14 protein-coding genes are annotated in these 17,269 nt (G+C 60.0%); 6 read left to right on the top strand and 8 right to left on the bottom strand.

Translation table 11 applies throughout. The features are described from left to right. Positions 1–142: 142 nt before the first annotated feature. Both ACHPFG_RS11045 and ACHPFG_RS11040 read left to right on the top strand, forming a co-directional pair. A complete protein-coding gene (locus tag ACHPFG_RS11045; protein ID WP_431703463.1) occupies positions 143–4,804 on the top strand; it encodes an RHS repeat-associated core domain-containing protein in 4,662 nt (1,553 codons plus the stop codon). A gap of 1 nt (position 4,805) precedes the next feature. After that, complete coding sequence (locus ACHPFG_RS11040; RefSeq protein WP_431702389.1) at positions 4,806–5,189, top strand: hypothetical protein; 384 nt, start codon at positions 4,806–4,808, stop codon at positions 5,187–5,189. A 403-nt stretch (positions 5,190–5,592) separates the two neighbouring features. Here ACHPFG_RS11040 and hemB read toward each other — a convergent pair whose 3' ends face one another. The 3 genes from hemB to ACHPFG_RS11025 all read right to left on the bottom strand — a co-directional run bounded on the left by hemB (position 5,593) and on the right by ACHPFG_RS11025 (position 8,230). Beyond that, on the bottom strand, positions 5,593–6,567 hold the full coding sequence (gene hemB / locus ACHPFG_RS11035) for a porphobilinogen synthase (protein WP_431702387.1): 975 nt from the start codon (positions 6,565–6,567) through the stop codon (positions 5,593–5,595). A 118-nt stretch (positions 6,568–6,685) separates the two neighbouring features. Beyond that, on the bottom strand, positions 6,686–7,528 hold the full coding sequence (locus ACHPFG_RS11030; RefSeq protein WP_145337090.1) for a PhzF family phenazine biosynthesis protein: 843 nt from the start codon (positions 7,526–7,528) through the stop codon (positions 6,686–6,688). A gap of 3 nt (positions 7,529–7,531) precedes the next feature. Then, on the bottom strand, positions 7,532–8,230 hold the full coding sequence (locus tag ACHPFG_RS11025) for a glutathione S-transferase N-terminal domain-containing protein (RefSeq protein WP_431702385.1): 699 nt from the start codon (positions 8,228–8,230) through the stop codon (positions 7,532–7,534). A 255-nt stretch (positions 8,231–8,485) separates the two neighbouring features. Here ACHPFG_RS11025 and ACHPFG_RS11020 point away from each other — a divergent pair, with 255 nt between their 5' ends. Both ACHPFG_RS11020 and ACHPFG_RS11015 read left to right on the top strand, forming a co-directional pair. Then, positions 8,486–9,187 (top strand): histidine phosphatase family protein, encoded by a 702-nt coding sequence (locus ACHPFG_RS11020; protein WP_259244821.1) that lies wholly within the window; start codon positions 8,486–8,488, stop codon positions 9,185–9,187. A 45-nt stretch (positions 9,188–9,232) separates the two neighbouring features. Then, positions 9,233–10,288: a permease gene (locus ACHPFG_RS11015; protein WP_092489737.1), complete on the top strand. Its 1,056-nt coding sequence runs from the start codon at positions 9,233–9,235 to the stop codon at positions 10,286–10,288. Here the strand turns inward: ACHPFG_RS11015 and mnmH are convergent. The 4 genes from mnmH to ACHPFG_RS10995 all read right to left on the bottom strand — a co-directional run bounded on the left by mnmH (position 10,278) and on the right by ACHPFG_RS10995 (position 13,537). Beyond that, entirely contained in the window at positions 10,278–11,378 is a 1,101-nt protein-coding gene (gene mnmH / locus ACHPFG_RS11010; protein WP_184746718.1) for a tRNA 2-selenouridine(34) synthase MnmH, read from the bottom strand. The genes ACHPFG_RS11015 and mnmH overlap by 11 nt on opposite strands. After that, positions 11,378–12,412: a selenide, water dikinase SelD gene (gene selD / locus ACHPFG_RS11005; RefSeq protein WP_131700005.1), complete on the bottom strand. Its 1,035-nt coding sequence runs from the start codon at positions 12,410–12,412 to the stop codon at positions 11,378–11,380. Before selD ends, mnmH begins: the two co-directional genes overlap by 1 nt. A 94-nt stretch (positions 12,413–12,506) precedes the next feature. Beyond that, positions 12,507–13,256 (bottom strand): TerC family protein, encoded by a 750-nt coding sequence (locus ACHPFG_RS11000; protein WP_065926954.1) that lies wholly within the window; start codon positions 13,254–13,256, stop codon positions 12,507–12,509. A gap of 29 nt (positions 13,257–13,285) precedes the next feature. Beyond that, a complete protein-coding gene (locus ACHPFG_RS10995; protein WP_431702381.1) occupies positions 13,286–13,537 on the bottom strand; it encodes a hypothetical protein in 252 nt (83 codons plus the stop codon). 134 nt (positions 13,538–13,671) lie between these two features. On the opposite strand from ACHPFG_RS10995, the gene nhaR reads away from it, so the two are divergent. After that, on the top strand, positions 13,672–14,574 hold the full coding sequence (gene nhaR, locus ACHPFG_RS10990) for a transcriptional activator NhaR (RefSeq protein ID WP_141157237.1): 903 nt from the start codon (positions 13,672–13,674) through the stop codon (positions 14,572–14,574). Between the two features lie 4 nt (positions 14,575–14,578). Here nhaR and ACHPFG_RS10985 read toward each other — a convergent pair whose 3' ends face one another. After that, a complete protein-coding gene (locus ACHPFG_RS10985) occupies positions 14,579–15,736 on the bottom strand; it encodes an MFS transporter (protein ID WP_145337086.1) in 1,158 nt (385 codons plus the stop codon). Positions 15,737–15,969: 233 nt separating this feature from the next. On the opposite strand from ACHPFG_RS10985, the gene sstT reads away from it, so the two are divergent. Continuing rightward, complete coding sequence (sstT, locus tag ACHPFG_RS10980) at positions 15,970–17,190, top strand: serine/threonine transporter SstT (protein ID WP_431702379.1); 1,221 nt, start codon at positions 15,970–15,972, stop codon at positions 17,188–17,190. Positions 17,191–17,269 lie beyond the last annotated feature (79 nt).

The raw sequence follows: 17,269 nt of genomic DNA, 5'->3' as shown, positions 1-17,269 counted from the left end.
TACAGCCCCAGCCTGATAACAGCTGCAAAGTCCCTCGCCTGAATACACAGTGCGAGGGATTGCAGATGGTTGTTTTCGTTAAAGCCCTGGTTCATGGGGCTGCGTCTTGAACCCGGCCATTGGCAGGCTGGCCCTGACCCCGATGGATGTGAAAACGGTCGACGTTGAAAGCGTCTTCCGTGACTTTCGCGAATGCCTGAATACGTTCGATGACTGGGCGCAAAGCTTCTGGAGCTTCTCGGCGCTGGAAGTCGAGCAGGTCTTCAAGGTCGGCGATGAGGTGGCGCTGGTCGCGCCGATCAATCGCTCAATCACCCCCAGCAGCACCGTCGCCACGTGCCGCGCCAATGGCACCCTGACCCTGGTGCATATGTTCCAGAGCACGCGGTCCGTGCCCATCGGCAACACGCCGGTGATGCTGCAACGCGTCCATCCCAATGGCGGCGCGTTGGGCGAGCCGATCCACAAGACCATCGGCCCCAGCGGTATCCTCGAAATCACCGAGTGTGATCGCAACCAGCAGTACCGAATCAGTTTCTACCCCAACGTTTCCAAGGATCACGTCAAGGCGCTGTATGGGTCTTATCAGTCGGTGATCGTGGGGTTGGAGGCTCGCCTGCGTGAAGAGTGGGCCGGCACTTTCCAGGATCAGTGGAAAGACTATGCCGAAGCCAAGCCCCTCGATCGGCGCCGAATGCTGGAAGCAGCGTTTTTCAGCGGCCTTGGAAAAGCCCTCTTCAATGTGTGGGACAACATTACGCAGCTGTATGACCTGTTGGCGGATCTCAAGCCCAACAGCGAAAAGCTGTTGGCCTACATCTCCCAGGCCGAACTCGATGAACTGTTGAAGCTCGGCAAAGACACCATTGCCAACGGTTTGCTGGTGCTCAGCGATGAGCCGCTGCTGTTTATCTACGTGTCGGCCATGGTCAGTTGGATACGCCTGCTACCTCCGCCCGAGATGTATGAAGTGCTGGGCGAGATCACCGGCGAGGTGTTGATCAATCTATTTCTGATCTGGGCGAGCCGTGGCATGGGCGTGCAGATTCGCCTGGGCGCTCAGGTGCTGGGGCATATCAAATCCGGGCGAGCGCGCCAGTGGCTGGAGAGGCTGGCTGATCAGTTGGTGGGGCCGAAGCTGGACGCGCATGCCGAGGCGGTGAAGCCTTTGCTGCTCGGTGGCCCGGCGACAGCGATCAAGACTGCACCGGTTGCGCCGTTGAAGGCTGGGGATCAGTTGGTTTCCAACCCGGTGCCGGCGGTTCGTAACAAGACACAGAAGACCGTGTTGGTCAGGCAGGAGCCTGTCGATGATGTGCCTGTTGTATCGACGAATCCGAAGGGCGACGCGGCGGCTTCTTCGGATAAGACGGTCACCAACGGCTGCCCCGTGTCGATGGTTACCGGGGAGGAATTGCTCACTCTCACCGATGGCACGTTGGATGGGATCTTGCCGTTTGAGTGGACGCGGTTATATCGCACCAGTGCGGTGGAAGTGGATTGCGGGTTGGGGTTTGGCTGGAGTCATTCGCTGGCGCATCGGCTTGTGGTGTCGGGCGATTCGGTGGTGTGGACGGACCATGAAAATCGCATTACTTCGTTTCCATTGCCGACCGTTGCTCGACCGGCCATCACCAATAGCTTGGCCGAAGCGGCGATCTATTTGGGCGCTTCGCCGGATGAGTTGGTGTTGTCCCAGGCGTCGCGGTTTTATCACTTTCGCGACGGTGTGCTGGTCTCGATCAGTGATGCGTATGACAACCGGCTCCGGATTACTCGGGATTTTCTTGGGCGCATCGAGCGGTTGGATAACGGTGTGGGGCGTGCGCTGTTTCTGCGCTATGCGTTCGGCCACATCGTGGCGGTGGATTATCAGGTTCAGCGCGCCAAGGGGTATGAACCCTTCGAGTGGGTGACCGAACAGAACATCGTTTCCTACGTCTATGACGACGCTGGCCGGTTGGTTTCGGCGACCAATGCGGTAGGCGAAAGCGAGGTTTATCGCTACGACGATCAGCACGTGATTCTTGAGCGGAGCTTGGCCGGTGGGGCGAGTTTCTTCTGGGAATGGGAACGGGCTGGCAAGGCCGCGCGATGTGTCCGGCATTGGGCCAGTTTTTCCCAAATGGATACGCGCTATGCCTGGGGTGACGACGGCCGTGTCACGGTGCATAACGCCGATGGCAGTCAGGAAGTGTATGTCCATGACGACCGGGCACGGCTGGTGCAGCGGATTGATCCGGACGGTGCGCAGCACTTCAAATCCTACGATGACAAGGGCCGGCTGACGGTTGAGCAGGATCCGCTGGGGGCGGTGACGGCGTATCAGTACGACGAAGCCGGACGCTTGGTGGCGTTGTTTCCTGGGGATGATGAGCCGACAACCTACGAGCATGACAACGGCTTCGTACGGGTTGTAAGGCGGGGTCTGGCGGTCTGGAAGTACGAGCGCAATGACCAGGGCGATGTCATCCGCAAGACCGATCCCGATGGTCATGTTACGGATTACAGCTACGACAAATATGGGCAACTGGTTGGGGTTTGGTATCCGGATCACAGTTGTCAGCGGCTGGTGTGGAATGAGCGGGGGCAACTGGTTGAAGAGCAGTTGCCCAATGGCGGGATCAAGCGTTATCGCTATGACGATCTTGGCCGGCAGGTTGCCCGCGAGGACGAGCATGGCGCGCTGACGCAGTATCAGTGGGACGGCATCGGTCGGTTAATTCGTGTCGTTTTACCAGGCGGTGCGTGCAGGGAATACAGCTACAACCCCTACGGAAAAATCACCGCCGAACGCGACGAACTGGGCCACGTCACCCGCTACGAATACGCCGATGGGTTGCACCTGATCAGTCGGCGCATCAACGCTGATGGCACTCAGGTCAACTACCGCTACGACAACGTGCGGTTATTGCTGACCGAGATCGAAAACGAGGTCGGTGAGTCCTACCGACTGGCTTACCACCCCAACGGGCTGATCCAACAGGAAGTCGGGTTTGACGGGCAGCGTACGGCTTATGCCTACGACCTCAACGGCAACCTGCTGGAAAAAACCGAACACGGTGACGACGGCAGTCAGCTCATTACTCGCTACGAGCGCGATCACGCCGGCCGCCTCGTACGAAAAACCCTGCCCGATGGCAGCCTTGTTGAATATGCCTACGACCGCCAAGGCAACCTCCTCAGCGTCGACGACGGCCACTGGGCGCTGGCCTACGAATACGACAGCCAAAACCGCCTCACCGCCGAACACCAGGGCTGGGGCACCTTGCGCTATGGCTACGACACCTGCGGCCAGCTTCAACACCTGCGCCTGCCCGATAACAACCGGCTGGTTTTTAGTCATGCGAAAGGCGGCCACCTCGCCACCGTCGAATTAAACGGCGCGCTGCTGACCTCGCACCTGTTCAAAGCCGGTCAAGAACACCAACGCCAACAAGGCCAACTCCTCAGCCACTACCACTACGACGACCAGCACCGCCTGCACGCCCACGCGATCACCCAGCAACAAGACCATCTCTACCAACGTCAATACGACTACGACAAAACCGGCAACCTCACCCGCCTGCTCGACACCCGCAAAGGCGAACACCACTACCACTATGACCCCGTAGGCCGCCTCACCCGCGCCGACCACTCGCAAGACCTGCAGGAACGCTTCGGCCACACCCCGGCCGGCAACCTGCTCATGCAAGACCGCCCCGGCCCCGACATCGTCGCCGGCAACCGCCTGATGATCCAGGGTGACCGCCACTACGACTATGACGCCTTCGGCAACCTCATCCGTGAACGACGGGGCCGTGGACACGCGCTGATTACCGAATACCGCTACGACTGCCAGCACCGGCTGATCGGCATTACCCAGCCCAACGGCCAAACCGCGAGCTATCGCTACGACCCGTTTGGGCGGCGCATCAGCAAAACCGTGGACGGCCTAACGACGGAGTTTTTCTGGCAAGGCGACAAGCTGATTGCTGAGCACCACGCGGACCGCCATCGCAGCTATCTCTACGAACCGAACAGTTTCAGGCCGCTGGTCCTGTTGGAAGGCTTCGGCCCAAAAGATACCAAGCCCTACCACTACCAACTCGACCACCTCGGCACGCCGCAGGAACTCACCGCCCCCGACGGTGAAATCGTTTGGTCCGCCCACTACCGCGCCTACGGCCAGATCAGCCGTCTCGACAAAGGCACAATCGACAACCCGCTACGTTTTCAGGGCCAGTACTTTGATCAGGAAAGCGGGCTGCACTACAACCGCCATCGCTACTACAATCCGGATGTAGGTCGCTACCTGACGCCTGATCCGGTGAAGCTGGCGGGTGGGATCAACGCGTACCGGTACGTGCCCAATCCTACGGGGTGGGTGGATCCGTTAGGTCTGAGTACTTGTCCAGGCGGGGATAAATGCAAGCCGAACCCCAGTGCTGAAGATCCAGCGGGAAAAGCACACGTTAATGAAGGCAGCCCACTCAGTCCCACAAGCTCCAACTCTCCACCTACACTGGGCTACCATAAGGAGACATTTGCCAATAAACCTGTAAAGCCGGAAGAAACCATTCAGAAATGGGATGAATTTCTAGGACCTGGCCCTCACACAAACACCAACCCACGAACTGGGAAGCCCGACCGCGACAGAATTGTTTCCAGCGACGCAAAAAGAAGTATTCGTTACGGGGCTCATGAAATGAACAGCAAGCCAAGCAAGCATCACTATCATGAGGAGACATGGACGCTCGAGATAAAAACCAACACCATGAACGTTGACAATACTGTTGTACGCGTTCCCCTGACGAAGAAGTGAAATGAAGATACAAGTAACTGATATTTTTTCTGACAAAGGCACTGTGAGAGTAAAATTCAACTCACCTTTTGGAAACGCCACAGCTTTATGGAGCGGGACCAAGTTAAAAATTGGTGAAATCCTGGATGTAGAGTTAGAACTCGATGAAATATTTTCATGGGGACAAAACATCATGTCCTCATCCGTAAAAACACCAGAGATCACTTCTGCAAATGGGGCTCATAAAATTATCGGCGAGCTTATCCAAGATGCCGACCAAAGTTGCTCAATACTAAAAATCGGCGATTCACTAATTTTGATTGAAATTGACAAGCCAATCACCGGCGAGCTCAGTTTTGTTGAAGTGATAGCAACTGACATTCTTCTTCACCCAACAAATGCCTGAGCATAAATTCACTTACTCTACAGCCGTTCATTACATATACAAAAAACACTCAACCAGCGAAAAGCAATCGGAGAGGGCTATAAAAATACACATTTGAATATGAAACACAAAGAAAAGCACCAGCAATACTAGATACAGGCGGAAACCCAATCACCGCCTGCACGGACTACTGAAATTAAACTTCATCCTAAACTTTCAATCCACCGCAGCCTTCCATTCAAAAGCCAGGAAAAATATATAAAACTCAGACCAGCGATTACCCCCCCTTCATCCAATCACACAATTCAAGCTTCACAGAATGCAGTTAGTCAGGGAGATGAAGTATTTAAGGTAGATCGTGGGCGTGGGGCTGCTACGCAGCCCCACGCGAGCAAGTTCGCTCACCACAGGGTTTGCACTGCCCTTAGATCCCAGCCAACGCCAAGTCCATCGCGAAGTAGGTGAAGATCAAATCCGCCCCCGCACGCTTGATCGACCCCAACGTCTCACGCACGACCCGATCCTCATCAATCGCCCCCGCCTGGGCGCCGAATTTGATCATCGCGTATTCGCCGCTGACCTGGTACGCCGCCACTGGCAGGCGCGAGGCTTCGCGGATGTCGCGGATGATGTCGAGGTAGGCACCGGCCGGCTTGACCATCAGTGCGTCCGCGCCTTCCTGTTCGTCCAGCAGCGATTCGCGCAAGGCTTCGCGGCGGTTCATCGGGTTCATCTGGTAGCTTTTGCGGTCGCCCTTGAGCGCGCTGCCGCCGGCTTCGCGGAATGGGCCGTAGAGGGCCGAGGCGAATTTGGTCGAGTAGGCCATGATCGGGATATGGGTGAAGCCGGCTTCATCCAACGCGCGGCGGATGGCTTGGACCTGGCCGTCCATGGCAGCCGAGGGGGCGATCACGTCGGCTCCGGCGCGGGCGGCGGCAACGGCTTGCTTGCCGAGGTTGACCAGGGTCGCGTCGTTGTCGACGTGGGCACCGTGCATCACGCCGCAGTGGCCGTGGTCGGTGTATTCACAGAAGCACGTGTCGGACATCACGATCATGTCCGGCACCGCGTCCTTGATGATCGAGGACATCCGCGAGACCAGGCCGTGTTCTTTCCAGGTGTCGCTGCCGCTGGCGTCCAGGTGGTGGGACACACCGAAGGTCATCACCGACTTGATACCGGCACGGGCATAGCGCTCGATCTCAGCAGCCAGCTTCTTTTCCGGGATGCGTTGCACGCCGGGCATGCTGGTGATCGGCACGAAGTCATCGATTTCTTCTTCGACGAAAATCGGCAGCACCAAGTCATTGAGGGTGAACTCGGTTTCCTGGAACAAGCCACGCAGCTCCGGGGAGCGGCGCAGGCGACGGGGGCGGGCTTGGGGGAACTGGCTGGTCATGGCTGTCCTGAAAAAGTGGCTGGAAATCTTTGGGGCGAAAGCTTATGCCCCAAGGCCCCGGCAATACAAACGCCAAGGGGCCAACAGTGTATTGCGGGGGCCGTAATAATGTATTGATCTAGAGCTGTAGACGCCCTTCGATGCACACCGCGACGGCGCCGCCGACCCAGATTTCATCGCCCTGGCGCTCGACGCGAATACGCCCCGCACGCCCCATGGCCGTGCCCTGGCTGACCACGTAGCACTCAGGCGCGAGTCCTTCGCTGAGCAGCCATTGCGCGACGCCGGCATTCAGGCTGCCGGTGGCCGGGTCTTCCTGGGCCCCGTCGCCCGCGACAAAGGCACGCACCTCGAACTGCGCGTCCACATCGTCGCGAGCAGGATTGCAAGGTGCAATCACGCCGACGGCCAGTCCCAGCAGTTGCGAATAGTCCGGCTGCAAAGCCAGGACTTGATCACGCTCAGCCAGCATCAACGCGAGCCACCCCGCGCCATTGTCGACCCACTGGCTGCGCACGATGGCCCCCGGCGCCAGGCCCAGTCCCAGGCGAACACGCTCCAACAACGCGGAGTCCACAGCGCCGGAGCGCATCAACGGCGGCGCAATAAACGCCAGCTCATGGCCTTGACGACGAATACGCACCAGGCCGATTTCACATTCCTGGATAATTTCCTCGCCTTTCGGCAGGCCTCCAGCCTTGAGCCACGCATGGCAACTGCCCAGCGTCGGATGCCCGGCGAACGGCAACTCATGCAAGGTCGTAAAGATCCTCACTCGGTAGTCTGCCCGAGGATCGCGCGGTGTCAGCAAAAACGTGGTTTCACTGAGGTTTGTCCACTTGGCAAAGTCGGCCATCTGCTGGTCGCTGAGGCTGTCAGCACCCAGGACGACGGCCAGCGGGTTGCCCTTGAGCGACACGCTGCTGAAGACATCCAGTTGTTTGAAATCGAAAGTCGGCATGCTTCAGCTCGGAATACTCAGGCCACGGATAACCGCCGGCCGGGCGACGAAGCCGTCCAGCGCGCGCAGTACGTTAGGGAAGTCGGCAATGCCGACCAGATCGCCCGATTCATAGAAACCGATCAGGTTGCGAATCCAGGGGAAGGTGGCGATGTCGGCGATGCTGTAGTCATCACCCATGATCCAGGTGCGGCCGAGCAGGCGCTTTTCCAGCACCTCCAGCAAGCGCCGGGATTCGGCGGCATAACGGTCGCGGGGGCGTTTGTCTTCGTAGGCCTTGCCGGCAAATTTGTTGAAGAACCCCAGCTGGCCGAACATGGGGCCGATGCCGCCCATCTGGAACATCAGCCATTGAATCGTTTCATAACGTGTCGCCGGATCTTCGGAGAGCAACTGGCTGGTTTTTTCTGCCAGGTAGATCAGGATCGCGCCGGACTCGAACAGTGCCAGCGGCCGGCCGGCCGGGCCGTCGGGGTCGATGATCGCGGGGATTTTGTTGTTGGGATTCAGGGACAGGAACTCGGGGGAAAACTGGTCCTGGGTCTCGAAACTGACCTTGTGCGCCTCATAAGGCAGGCCCAGTTCTTCGAGCATGATCGAGACTTTTACCCCGTTGGGCGTGGGCAGCGAGTACAGTTGCAGGCGCTCCGGATGCTCGGCGGGCCATTTACTGTTGATCGGGAAGGCGGCGATTGAGTTCATCGAGATGATCCCTGAGGCAGAAAGCCCCCATGATAGTCATCTGAGCGGTGTCCTGCATGGGTCATCAATGCGCAACATCCCCCGGCTATTATCCCGCATGGGCGAACCAATACGCCCGAGTGCACTCTTAAGTGCGCCCAAACGGTGAATGGAGGCACCTCGCTATATCGACACGGAACACCGCAGGACGCCCCCAGGCGTCACTGGGGCCAGGCTTGTCCGCCTTAACGTGACGCACGAAGACTCGAACCTATAATGAAGATCAAGCCTCCGCGCCTTGTGCAACGACTCAAACAGTATTCTTACATCATGTTGCCACTTTTGCTGGTGAGCGGCGCCATGGTCGCCGCCCTCGACGCCCGCGAAAGCCGCGCCCAACCGGTGGACGGCGTACAAACCCTGGTGTTCCTGCGCCACGCCGAAAAACCTGCCGGCGGCCTGGGCCAACTCAATTGCCAGGGTTTGAACCGAGCAATGAACCTGGCCACCTTGCTGCCGGAAAAATTCGGCAAGGCCAACTTCGTGTTTGCCGCCAACCCGACCCGCAATGTCGAGGAAGGTGAGCTGGACAATTCCTACAGCTATATTCGCCCGTTGATGACCATCAGCCCCAGCGCCATCAAGTTGGGCCTGCCGGTGAACATCAAATTCTCGGCCAACGACACCAGCGACCTGGCCGACGAGCTGGTGGAAGACAAATACCACAATGCCACCATCTACACCGCGTGGTCCCACGGCTACCTGCCGGAACTGATCAACAAGGTGGCAAGTGAGGCCTCCGGCGAAAAACACACGATTACCGACGACTGGTCCGGCAGCGACTACGACACGCTGTATGTACTGACGCTGACCTGGCACAACGGCAAAGCCTCGCTGCTCAGCCGCAACTACAAGCAGGGCTTGAACGACGGTGACGAAACCTGCCCGCAGCCAACACAGGTGAGTGCCGATAGCTGAGAGCGTATGATGCACCGCTATTGACTCATCTGCGGACCCTCCCCCATGCCCAACCTCGCCTCCACCCAGCCCGTCCGGGGCTGGTCGTTCTGGTGGAAACCTGCCCTCTTCCTATTGGTGGCCTGCGTCGGCCTCTACTACGTGAAGTGGTCGCCCTACTACTTCAAGGCGTTTGTTGCCGCTGACAACCACAGCATCGGCGCCTCGATCCTCAACGATCAGCAAAGCTCGCCCCTGGCAGCGGCGCTGGCCTATGCCCAGGTGTATTTCCTGGCGATCTGGAAAGCCGCCGTACTGGCGGTGATTCTCGGCTCGTTGCTGCAAGTGCTGATCCCCCGAGACTGGTTGCTGCGCCTGTTTGGCCGTGCCGGGCTGGGCTCGACCCTGCGCGGCGGGCTGTTCGCCTTGCCGGGGATGATGTGCAGTTGCTGCGCGGCCCCTGTCGCGGCGGGCATGCGCCGCCAGCAAGTGTCGGTGGGTGCGGCACTGGCCTTCTGGATTGCCAACCCGGTGCTGAACCCGGCGACGCTGGTGTTCATGGGCTTTGTACTGGGCTGGGGCTTTACCGCCTTGCGGCTGGTGGCGGGCATTGTGCTGGTGGTGGGTGTGTCGCTGGTGGCGCAGCGCATCGCGCGGCCGGATCAGGTGCCGGAAGTCGCACTGGACGCCGTGGCCGAGGCCAGCCAGGTCGAAGCGCAACCGTTCTTCAGTCGGTGGCTGCGTACCCTGTGGCAGCTGTTCTGGAGCACCATACCGATCTATATCCTGGCGGTGCTGGTACTCGGCGCCGCGCGGGTCTGGCTGTTCCCCCATGTGGACGGCGCCATGACCAACAGCCTGGTATGGCTGGTGCCCCTGGCGATTGTCGGCACGCTGTTTGTAATTCCTACAGCGGCAGAGATCCCCATCGTACAAACCATGATGACCCTCGGCATGGGCACAGGTCCCGCCGTGGCCCTGCTGATGACCCTGCCCAGCGTGAGCCTGCCGTCGCTGTTGATGCTGCGCAAGGATTTCGATGCGCGGGTCCTGGTGACGGTGGCCGGGCTGACCATGCTGGTAGGCGTGGTGTGCGGGTTGATCGGCGCGTTTATCCTCTAAGGGCGCGCTCGCGCAGATAGGCCGTGACGGCGCCCTGCTCTCCCGCAAACTCGATCCGTGCGCCTTTGCTTTCACGCTGGAAGGCGTACATCGGGTCGTAATACTCCCGCAACAGCCCTTCAATCCAGGCGCGATGCAGGTCCACGGCGCCGCTGCGCAACTGTTCCGCCAGGGCATCCTGCATGATCGCCTGCAACCGCTGGAAGCGCTCGCCGCCCAGGCGCTTGTGGATATTGGCCAGGCTCTGGGTCAGGCGCTCGGCAAACAACGCCTGGCCCTGCTCACCAAATACCGCGATGAACTCCGCGCACAGGTCAACGACGTAGTCGCGCAGGATGCGCTCGACGCGGCCTTCGACGCTGTCTTCCAGCCACACCATCGGAAAGGTCTGCATGCCCTTGTGCAACGGCAACGGCAGCGCGCAGCTGCCGATCATGCGGCTTTCATCCTCGACCACAAACTGCTCGATACCGCCCGCGCGTTTTTTCAGCAGGTCCACCGCCAGGCGGTTTTCGAAGTCGATGTTGGAAGGTTGCACGGTGGCGCGCTTGCCGAAGCTGGAACCGCGATGGTTGGCATGGCCTTCCAGGTCCAGGGCGTTGCGCAACTGGCCCAGCACTTCGGTCTTGCCGGTGCCGGTCATGCCACCCAGCAGCACGAAATCACATTGGGCTGCCGCCTGGTCAAGGGTCTCCAGCAGGAAGGTCCGCATGGCCTTGTAGCCACCGCCGACCCGTGGGTACTCGATACCGGCTTCGGTCTTCAACCATTGCTGCACGATCTGCGAACGCAGCCCGCCACGGAAGCAGTACAAGAAACCGTCCGGATTGGCCTGGGCAAACCGCGCCCATTGTTCGATACGTTCAGCCTTGATCGCCCCCGACACCAGCTCATGCCCCAGCACAATGGCGGCTTGCTGGCCCTGCTGCTTGTAGCAGGTGCCGACGCGTTGACGCTCGTCATCGGTCATCAACGGCAGGTTGATCACGCCTGGGAACGCGCCCTTGGCGAATTCGACCGGCGCACGGGTGTCCATCATCGGCCGGTCGTTGAGGAAAATGTCGCGGTAATCGGTGATGTCAGTTGCCATCAAAACACCTCTACCGCGTGGGTCTGTCGCTCAACCAGTTCGCCGATGGGCTCAAGGTCCAGGCCCAGCTCGGCGGCGACCGCGTGGAATTCTGCGTCGCCTTCCGGGGTCACGGCGATCAGCAGGCCACCGCTGGTCTGCGGGTCGCACAGCACGCGCTTGTGCAATTCCTGCAGGCGCCCGAGTTTGCTTGAGTAGCTGTCGAAGTTGCGCAACGTACCGCCCGGCATGCAGCCTTGGTCCAGGTAGTCCTCGATTCCGGGCAGACGTGGCACTTTGTCGTATTCGATGCGTGCGGTCACAGCGCTGCCGTCCGCCATCTCCACCAGGTGGCCCAACAGACCGAAACCGGTGACATCCGTCATTGCCGTCACACCGGCCAGCTTGCCGAAACGGCTGCCGGGTTTGTTGAGGGTGCACATCCAGTCACGGGCCAGGCCGATATCCGCCTCACGCAACTTGCCCTTCTTTTCGGCGGTGGTGAGGATGCCGATGCCCAACGGTTTGGTCAGGTACAGGCGGCAGCCCACGGTGGCGGTGTCGTTGCGCTTCATATGGCGTTTTTGCACGATGCCGGTGACGGCCAGGCCGAAAATCGGCTCGGGAGCGTCAATGGAGTGCCCGCCCGCCAGGGGAATGCCAGCTTCGTCGCACACCGAGCGGCCGCCACGGATCACTTCACGGGCGATCTCCGGCGCCAGCACGTTCACCGGCCAGCCAAGAATGGCGATGGCCATCAACGGGTCGCCGCCCATGGCGTAGATGTCACTGATTGCGTTGGTGGCGGCGATGCGGCCGAAGTCGAAGGGGTCATCGACAATCGGCATGAAAAAGTCGGTGGTGGAGACTACGCCGCGCTCGTCGTCGATGGCGTACACCGCCGCGTCATCGCGAGAGGCGTTGCCCACCCACAAGTTGGGGTCGAGGTTCTGCGCGCCGCTGCCAGCCAGGATCACTTCCAGCACCTGGGGCGAAATCTTGCAGCCACAACCCGCGCCATGGCTGTACTGGGTAAGGCGAATCGGCTCGTTCATAGTGGACCTCAAGCTATCAAGTGGGCGGATTCTAACAGACAGCAAAAGGCCGGCTGGGCTCTTGTGAGCACAGCCGGCCTTTTGGGTTGCAGCGTTACTGCCGGGCAGCGAGCAGACGCTTGTGGCGATTGCGCCGGGCGATGTTCAGGCACTCGATGGCCGCCGAGAACGCCATGGCCGCGTACACGTAGCCTTTAGGCACATGGGCACCGAAACCTTCGGCGATCAGCGTCATGCCGATCATGATCAGGAAGCCCAGGGCCAGCATCACCACGGTCGGGTTGTCGTTGATGAACTTGGCCAACGGCTCGGCCGCCACCAGCATCACGATCACCGAGGTCACCACGGCGATGATCATGATCGGCAAGTGCTCGGTCATGCCCACGGCGGTAATGATGCTGTCGATGGAGAACACCAGGTCAAGCAACAGGATCTGCCCGATGGCCGCAGCAAAGCCAATGGCCACGACATTGCCAGTGCTGGTCTTCTCTTCAGGCTCCGGGTCCATGCTGTGATGGATCTCGGTGGTGGCCTTCCAGACCAGGAACAGGCCACCGGCGATCAGGATCATGTCCTTCCACGAGAACGCCTGGCCGAGCACTTCGAACACCGGCGTAGTCAATTGCACGATAAACGCAATGGTGCTCAACAGGCCCAGGCGCAACACCAACGCCATGCTGATACCGATGCGTCGCGCCTTGGCCCGATGCTTCTCGGGCAATTTGTTGGTGAGGATCGAGATAAAGATCAGGTTATCGATGCCCAGCACGATTTCCATCACGATCAAGGTGGCCAGGGCGATCCAGGCGGTGGGGCTGGCGGCCAGTTGTAAAAGGTAATCCATAGGTCAGTCCTGACGTTGTGCTGGGGAGATTAGGTTTCTTTGGTGTTCGATTCAGACTCGTTTTGTTCCTGATCATCCTTTTTTTGTGGATTGATCAGGCCGTTTGTCGCTTCGCTCAATGCCTGCTCGGCAGCTTTCTGGGTGTCATCGATGGCTTGCTTGGCCGACTCGGTAGCCTTGTCCATGACTTGTTGCGCGCTTTTTTCGACCTGATCGCAACCACTGATCATCACCAATGAAAGCGCAAGTAACGATGCCGCGCCCAGGGAATTGAGTTTCATCATGTATTCCTCGTTAGAACCATTGGGTCCAAATAGTGGCCCCGCGATAGCGAGGCATTCTATGCAGGCGAACAGTTCAGGAAAATTCGTATTTTTCTCGCGTATACTTCGGTTTTTACGAAGTTACGATCATCATGCTCAATTACCGACAGTTGCATTACTTCTGGGTAGTGGCCAAGACCGGCAGCATCGTGCGCGCCTGCGAGCAACTGAACCTCACGCCCCAGACCATCAGCGGGCAGATCAGCCTGCTGGAGCAAACCTACGGGATTGCGCTGTTTCAACGGGTAGGCCGCCAGCTTGAACTCACCGAAGCCGGGCGCCAGGCCCTGCCCTATGCCGAACAGATGTTCCAGACCGGCAATGAACTGGAGGCGATGCTGCGCGCGCAGCCCAATGAGCAACAGATCCTGTTTCGGGTCGGAGTGGCGGATGTGGTGCCCAAGTCCATCGTGTACCGGCTGATCGCGCCGACCATGGAACTGAGCGAGCCCCTGCGCATTACCTGTCGTGAAGACAAACTGGAGCGTTTATTGGCCGACCTCGCGATCCAGCGCCTGGACCTGGTGATCTCCGACAGCCCCATGCCCTCGCACCTGGATATCAAGGGCTACAGCCAGAAACTGGGGGAATGTGGCATCAGTTTTTTCGCCACCCAGGCATTGGCTGATAGGTACGCCGGAGATTTCCCACAGTGCCTGCACGGCGCGCCCTTGCTGATCCCCGGCGCCGAAACCGTGGTGCGCAGCCGCCTGCAGCGTTGGTTTGCCGAGCAGCAGATCCAGCCCAGGATCATCGGCGAGTTCGATGACAGCGCCTTGATGCAGGCCTTCGGCCAATCCGGCAGCGGGATCTTTATCGCGCCCAGCGTGATCGCCGATGAGGTGGTGCGCCAGTACGGCGTGGCGTTGATTGGCCAGACCGATGCCGTCACCGAGTCGTTCTACGCGATCTCGGTGGAGCGCAAGGTCAAGCACCCCGGCATCGTGGCAATTACCGAAGGTGCACGGCGAGAGTTATTTACCGCCCTGCCCTGAGCGTTCAGGCGTTGGACGCGACCGCTTGCCTGGCGGTCATCAGCCACAGCGCCAGCAGGATCGACACCAGGATAAACCCGGAAGCGGCAAAACCCAGGCTGCCCAGGCCGAGGGTGTCGATCACATGCCCGCCGACCATCGCCCCCAGGCCGATCCCCAGGTTGGCCCCGGCGATATTCAACGACGCCGCGAACGCCGGCGCATGGGGTGCGGCCTTCATCAGCCGTACATGGCTGACCAGGAACATCGCCGCCTGGGTCACGCCCCACACCGCCATCGCCGCCGCCAGGCCGACCGTGGAGTGAATCGCCGGCACCAGCGCGACCATGCCGGCGATCATGAAACCGCAGAACACCATGGAAGCGATCAGCGGGTGACGGTCCACCGCACGCCCGCCCAGGGAGTTGCCGATCAGCCCGACCGCGCCGAAGCCCATCAGGCACCAACCCACCAGCGTGCCGTCGAAACCGGCCAGGCGCTCAAGGATGTCCGCCAGGTAGGTATAAGCCGTGAACATGCCGCTGAACACCAGGATCGACAGCAGGATATGGCCCTGCATCAGCGGGTTGCGCAGGATCTTGAACTGCGAGCGCAACGACACCTGGTCGTTCTTCGGCTGGGTCACGGGCAAGTAGATAAACAGCAGCAAGGCCTTGGCCAACGCGACCACGGCGAGGATGGCGAACGCGGAGCGCCAGCCGGACATATCGGAAATCAGCGTTCCCACCGGAATCCCGAACACCGTGGCGCAGACGATGCCGAAACCGATCTTCTCGATGGCGCGCCCGGCGTATTCGGGGCCGACGATATCCACCGCCGTTTCACTGGCCAGGGCCCAGAACACCGGCAGGCCCAGGGCCGGGATCAAGCGCGCCAACGCCATCACCCAAATGTTCGGCGCCAATGCGGCCACGGTATTGGCCACGCCGAACAGGATCAGGATGCTGATAAACAGACGCTTGCGTGGGAAACGGGCGCAGTACGCGGTCAGAAACGGGCCAAAGGCCGCGACGGTAAACGCGAACAAGGTGACCAGCAGGCCAGCCTGGGACACGCTGACGTTGAGGTCCCGGGCAATGGAAGGCAACAGGCCGACGATAACGAACTCTGTGGTCAGCACGGTAAAGCCGGCGGCCGACAGCAGCAGGATGGGAAACAGCATGAAAACTCCAGAAACGACGACATCAACGAAAGCCCGAAGGGCCCGCTGACAGAAAGGAAAGGTGAGAGGGACGAATCTTAACAGAGTATGTCCGGCTTTTGCGAAGCCCAGGCGACCCAATGCCGCAGCGGCCGGGACAGGTCCAGCAGCATGCTAGACTTCGCGACCTGCTTCCTACAGCCCTTTCCGCCTGCATTGCTGCGCCCTTTAAAAAAACTAGAGACAACCTTCATATGACTGCTGCCCCTTCTCTTTTCCAACGCCTGGCCCGCATCAGCCTGGTCACGCAAATCGTCATCGGCTTGATCGCCGGCATCCTGCTGGCCCTGCTATTGCCCGAGGCGGCCAAGGCCACCGGGTTTATCGGCAAGGTATTTGTTACCGCGCTCAAGGCCGTGGCGCCGATACTGGTATTTGTGCTGGTGATGGCGTCGATCGCCAACCATAAACACGGCCAGGAAACCCATATCAAGCCGATTCTGTTCCTGTACCTGCTGGGCACTTTTGCCGCCGCCGTGGTGGCGGTGATTGCCAGCATGTGGTTTCCCTCATCGCTGGTGCTCGCCACCCATGACGCCACCGTGAGCGCCCCCGGCGGCATCGGCGAAGTCTTGCAAAGCCTGCTGTTGAGCGTGGTGGACAACCCCGTCAGCGCGCTGATGAACGCCAACTTCATCGGCATCCTGGCCTGGGCCATCGGCATGGGCATTGCCATTCGCCATGCCGGCGAAACCACCCGCACGGTGCTCGACGACCTGTCCAACGGTGTGACCCTGATCGTGCGTGTAGTGATCCGCTTCGCCCCGCTGGGTATCTTCGGCCTGGTGGCTTCGACACTCGCCACCTCAGGCTTCGGCGCCCTGCTCGGCTACGCCCACCTGCTGGTGGTGCTGATCGGCTGCATGCTGTTCGTAGCACTGGTGGTCAACCCGGCCATCGTGTTCTGGAAACTGCGTCGCAACCCCTACCCGCTGGTGTTGACGTGCCTGCGCGAAAGCGGCATCACCGCGTTTTTCACCCGCAGTTCGGCGGCGAATATCCCGGTGAACCTGGCCTTGAGCAAACGCCTGGGCCTGCATGAAGACACCTACTCGGTGTCGATTCCACTGGGGGCCACGATCAACATGGCGGGTGCCGCGATCACCATCACCGTGTTGACCCTGGCGGCCGTGCACACCCTCGGCATCGCCGTGGACCTGCCGACCGCCGTGCTGCTCAGCGTGGTTGCGGCGATCTGTGCCTGTGGCGCGTCGGGTGTGGCCGGCGGCTCGCTGCTGCTGATTCCCCTGGCATGCAGCCTGTTCGGTATTCCCAGCGAGATCGCCATGCAGGTGGTGGCCGTAGGCTTCATCATCGGCGTGCTGCAGGACTCGGCGGAAACCGCGCTCAATTCGTCCACCGATGTGCTGTTTACGGCGGCCGCGTGCCTGGGCAAGGAAGCGCAGCCGGTTTAAAACAGCCAGCGTAAAAAAGCCCGGATCCGTTCTTCAATGAAGAACGGATCCGGGCTTTTTTTATTGGCTCATTGGGTTT

The sequence above is a fragment of the Pseudomonas sp. BR20 genome, assembly GCF_050780135.1.
Lineage (GTDB): Bacteria > Pseudomonadota > Gammaproteobacteria > Pseudomonadales > Pseudomonadaceae > Aquipseudomonas.
This window is presented reverse-complemented; position numbering and strand designations above follow the sequence as displayed.

Bases quoted from the DNA above. Each gene is read 5' to 3' on its own strand.
- ACHPFG_RS11045 (WP_431703463.1), top strand. From the start codon at position 143: ATGGATGTGAAAACGGTCGACGTTGAAAGCGTCTTCCGTGACTTTCGC.
- ACHPFG_RS11040 (WP_431702389.1), top strand. From the start codon at position 4,806: ATGAAGATACAAGTAACTGATATTTTTTCTGACAAAGGCACTGTGAGA.
- hemB (WP_431702387.1), bottom strand. From the start codon at position 6,567: ATGACCAGCCAGTTCCCCCAAGCCCGCCCCCGTCGCCTGCGCCGCTCC.
- ACHPFG_RS11030 (WP_145337090.1), bottom strand. From the start codon at position 7,528: ATGCCGACTTTCGATTTCAAACAACTGGATGTCTTCAGCAGCGTGTCG.
- ACHPFG_RS11025 (WP_431702385.1), bottom strand. From the start codon at position 8,230: ATGAACTCAATCGCCGCCTTCCCGATCAACAGTAAATGGCCCGCCGAG.
- ACHPFG_RS11020 (WP_259244821.1), top strand. From the start codon at position 8,486: ATGAAGATCAAGCCTCCGCGCCTTGTGCAACGACTCAAACAGTATTCT.
- ACHPFG_RS11015 (WP_092489737.1), top strand. From the start codon at position 9,233: ATGCCCAACCTCGCCTCCACCCAGCCCGTCCGGGGCTGGTCGTTCTGG.
- mnmH (WP_184746718.1), bottom strand. From the start codon at position 11,378: ATGGCAACTGACATCACCGATTACCGCGACATTTTCCTCAACGACCGG.
- selD (WP_131700005.1), bottom strand. From the start codon at position 12,412: ATGAACGAGCCGATTCGCCTTACCCAGTACAGCCATGGCGCGGGTTGT.
- ACHPFG_RS11000 (WP_065926954.1), bottom strand. From the start codon at position 13,256: ATGGATTACCTTTTACAACTGGCCGCCAGCCCCACCGCCTGGATCGCC.
- ACHPFG_RS10995 (WP_431702381.1), bottom strand. From the start codon at position 13,537: ATGAAACTCAATTCCCTGGGCGCGGCATCGTTACTTGCGCTTTCATTG.
- nhaR (WP_141157237.1), top strand. From the start codon at position 13,672: ATGCTCAATTACCGACAGTTGCATTACTTCTGGGTAGTGGCCAAGACC.
- ACHPFG_RS10985 (WP_145337086.1), bottom strand. From the start codon at position 15,736: ATGCTGTTTCCCATCCTGCTGCTGTCGGCCGCCGGCTTTACCGTGCTG.
- sstT (WP_431702379.1), top strand. From the start codon at position 15,970: ATGACTGCTGCCCCTTCTCTTTTCCAACGCCTGGCCCGCATCAGCCTG.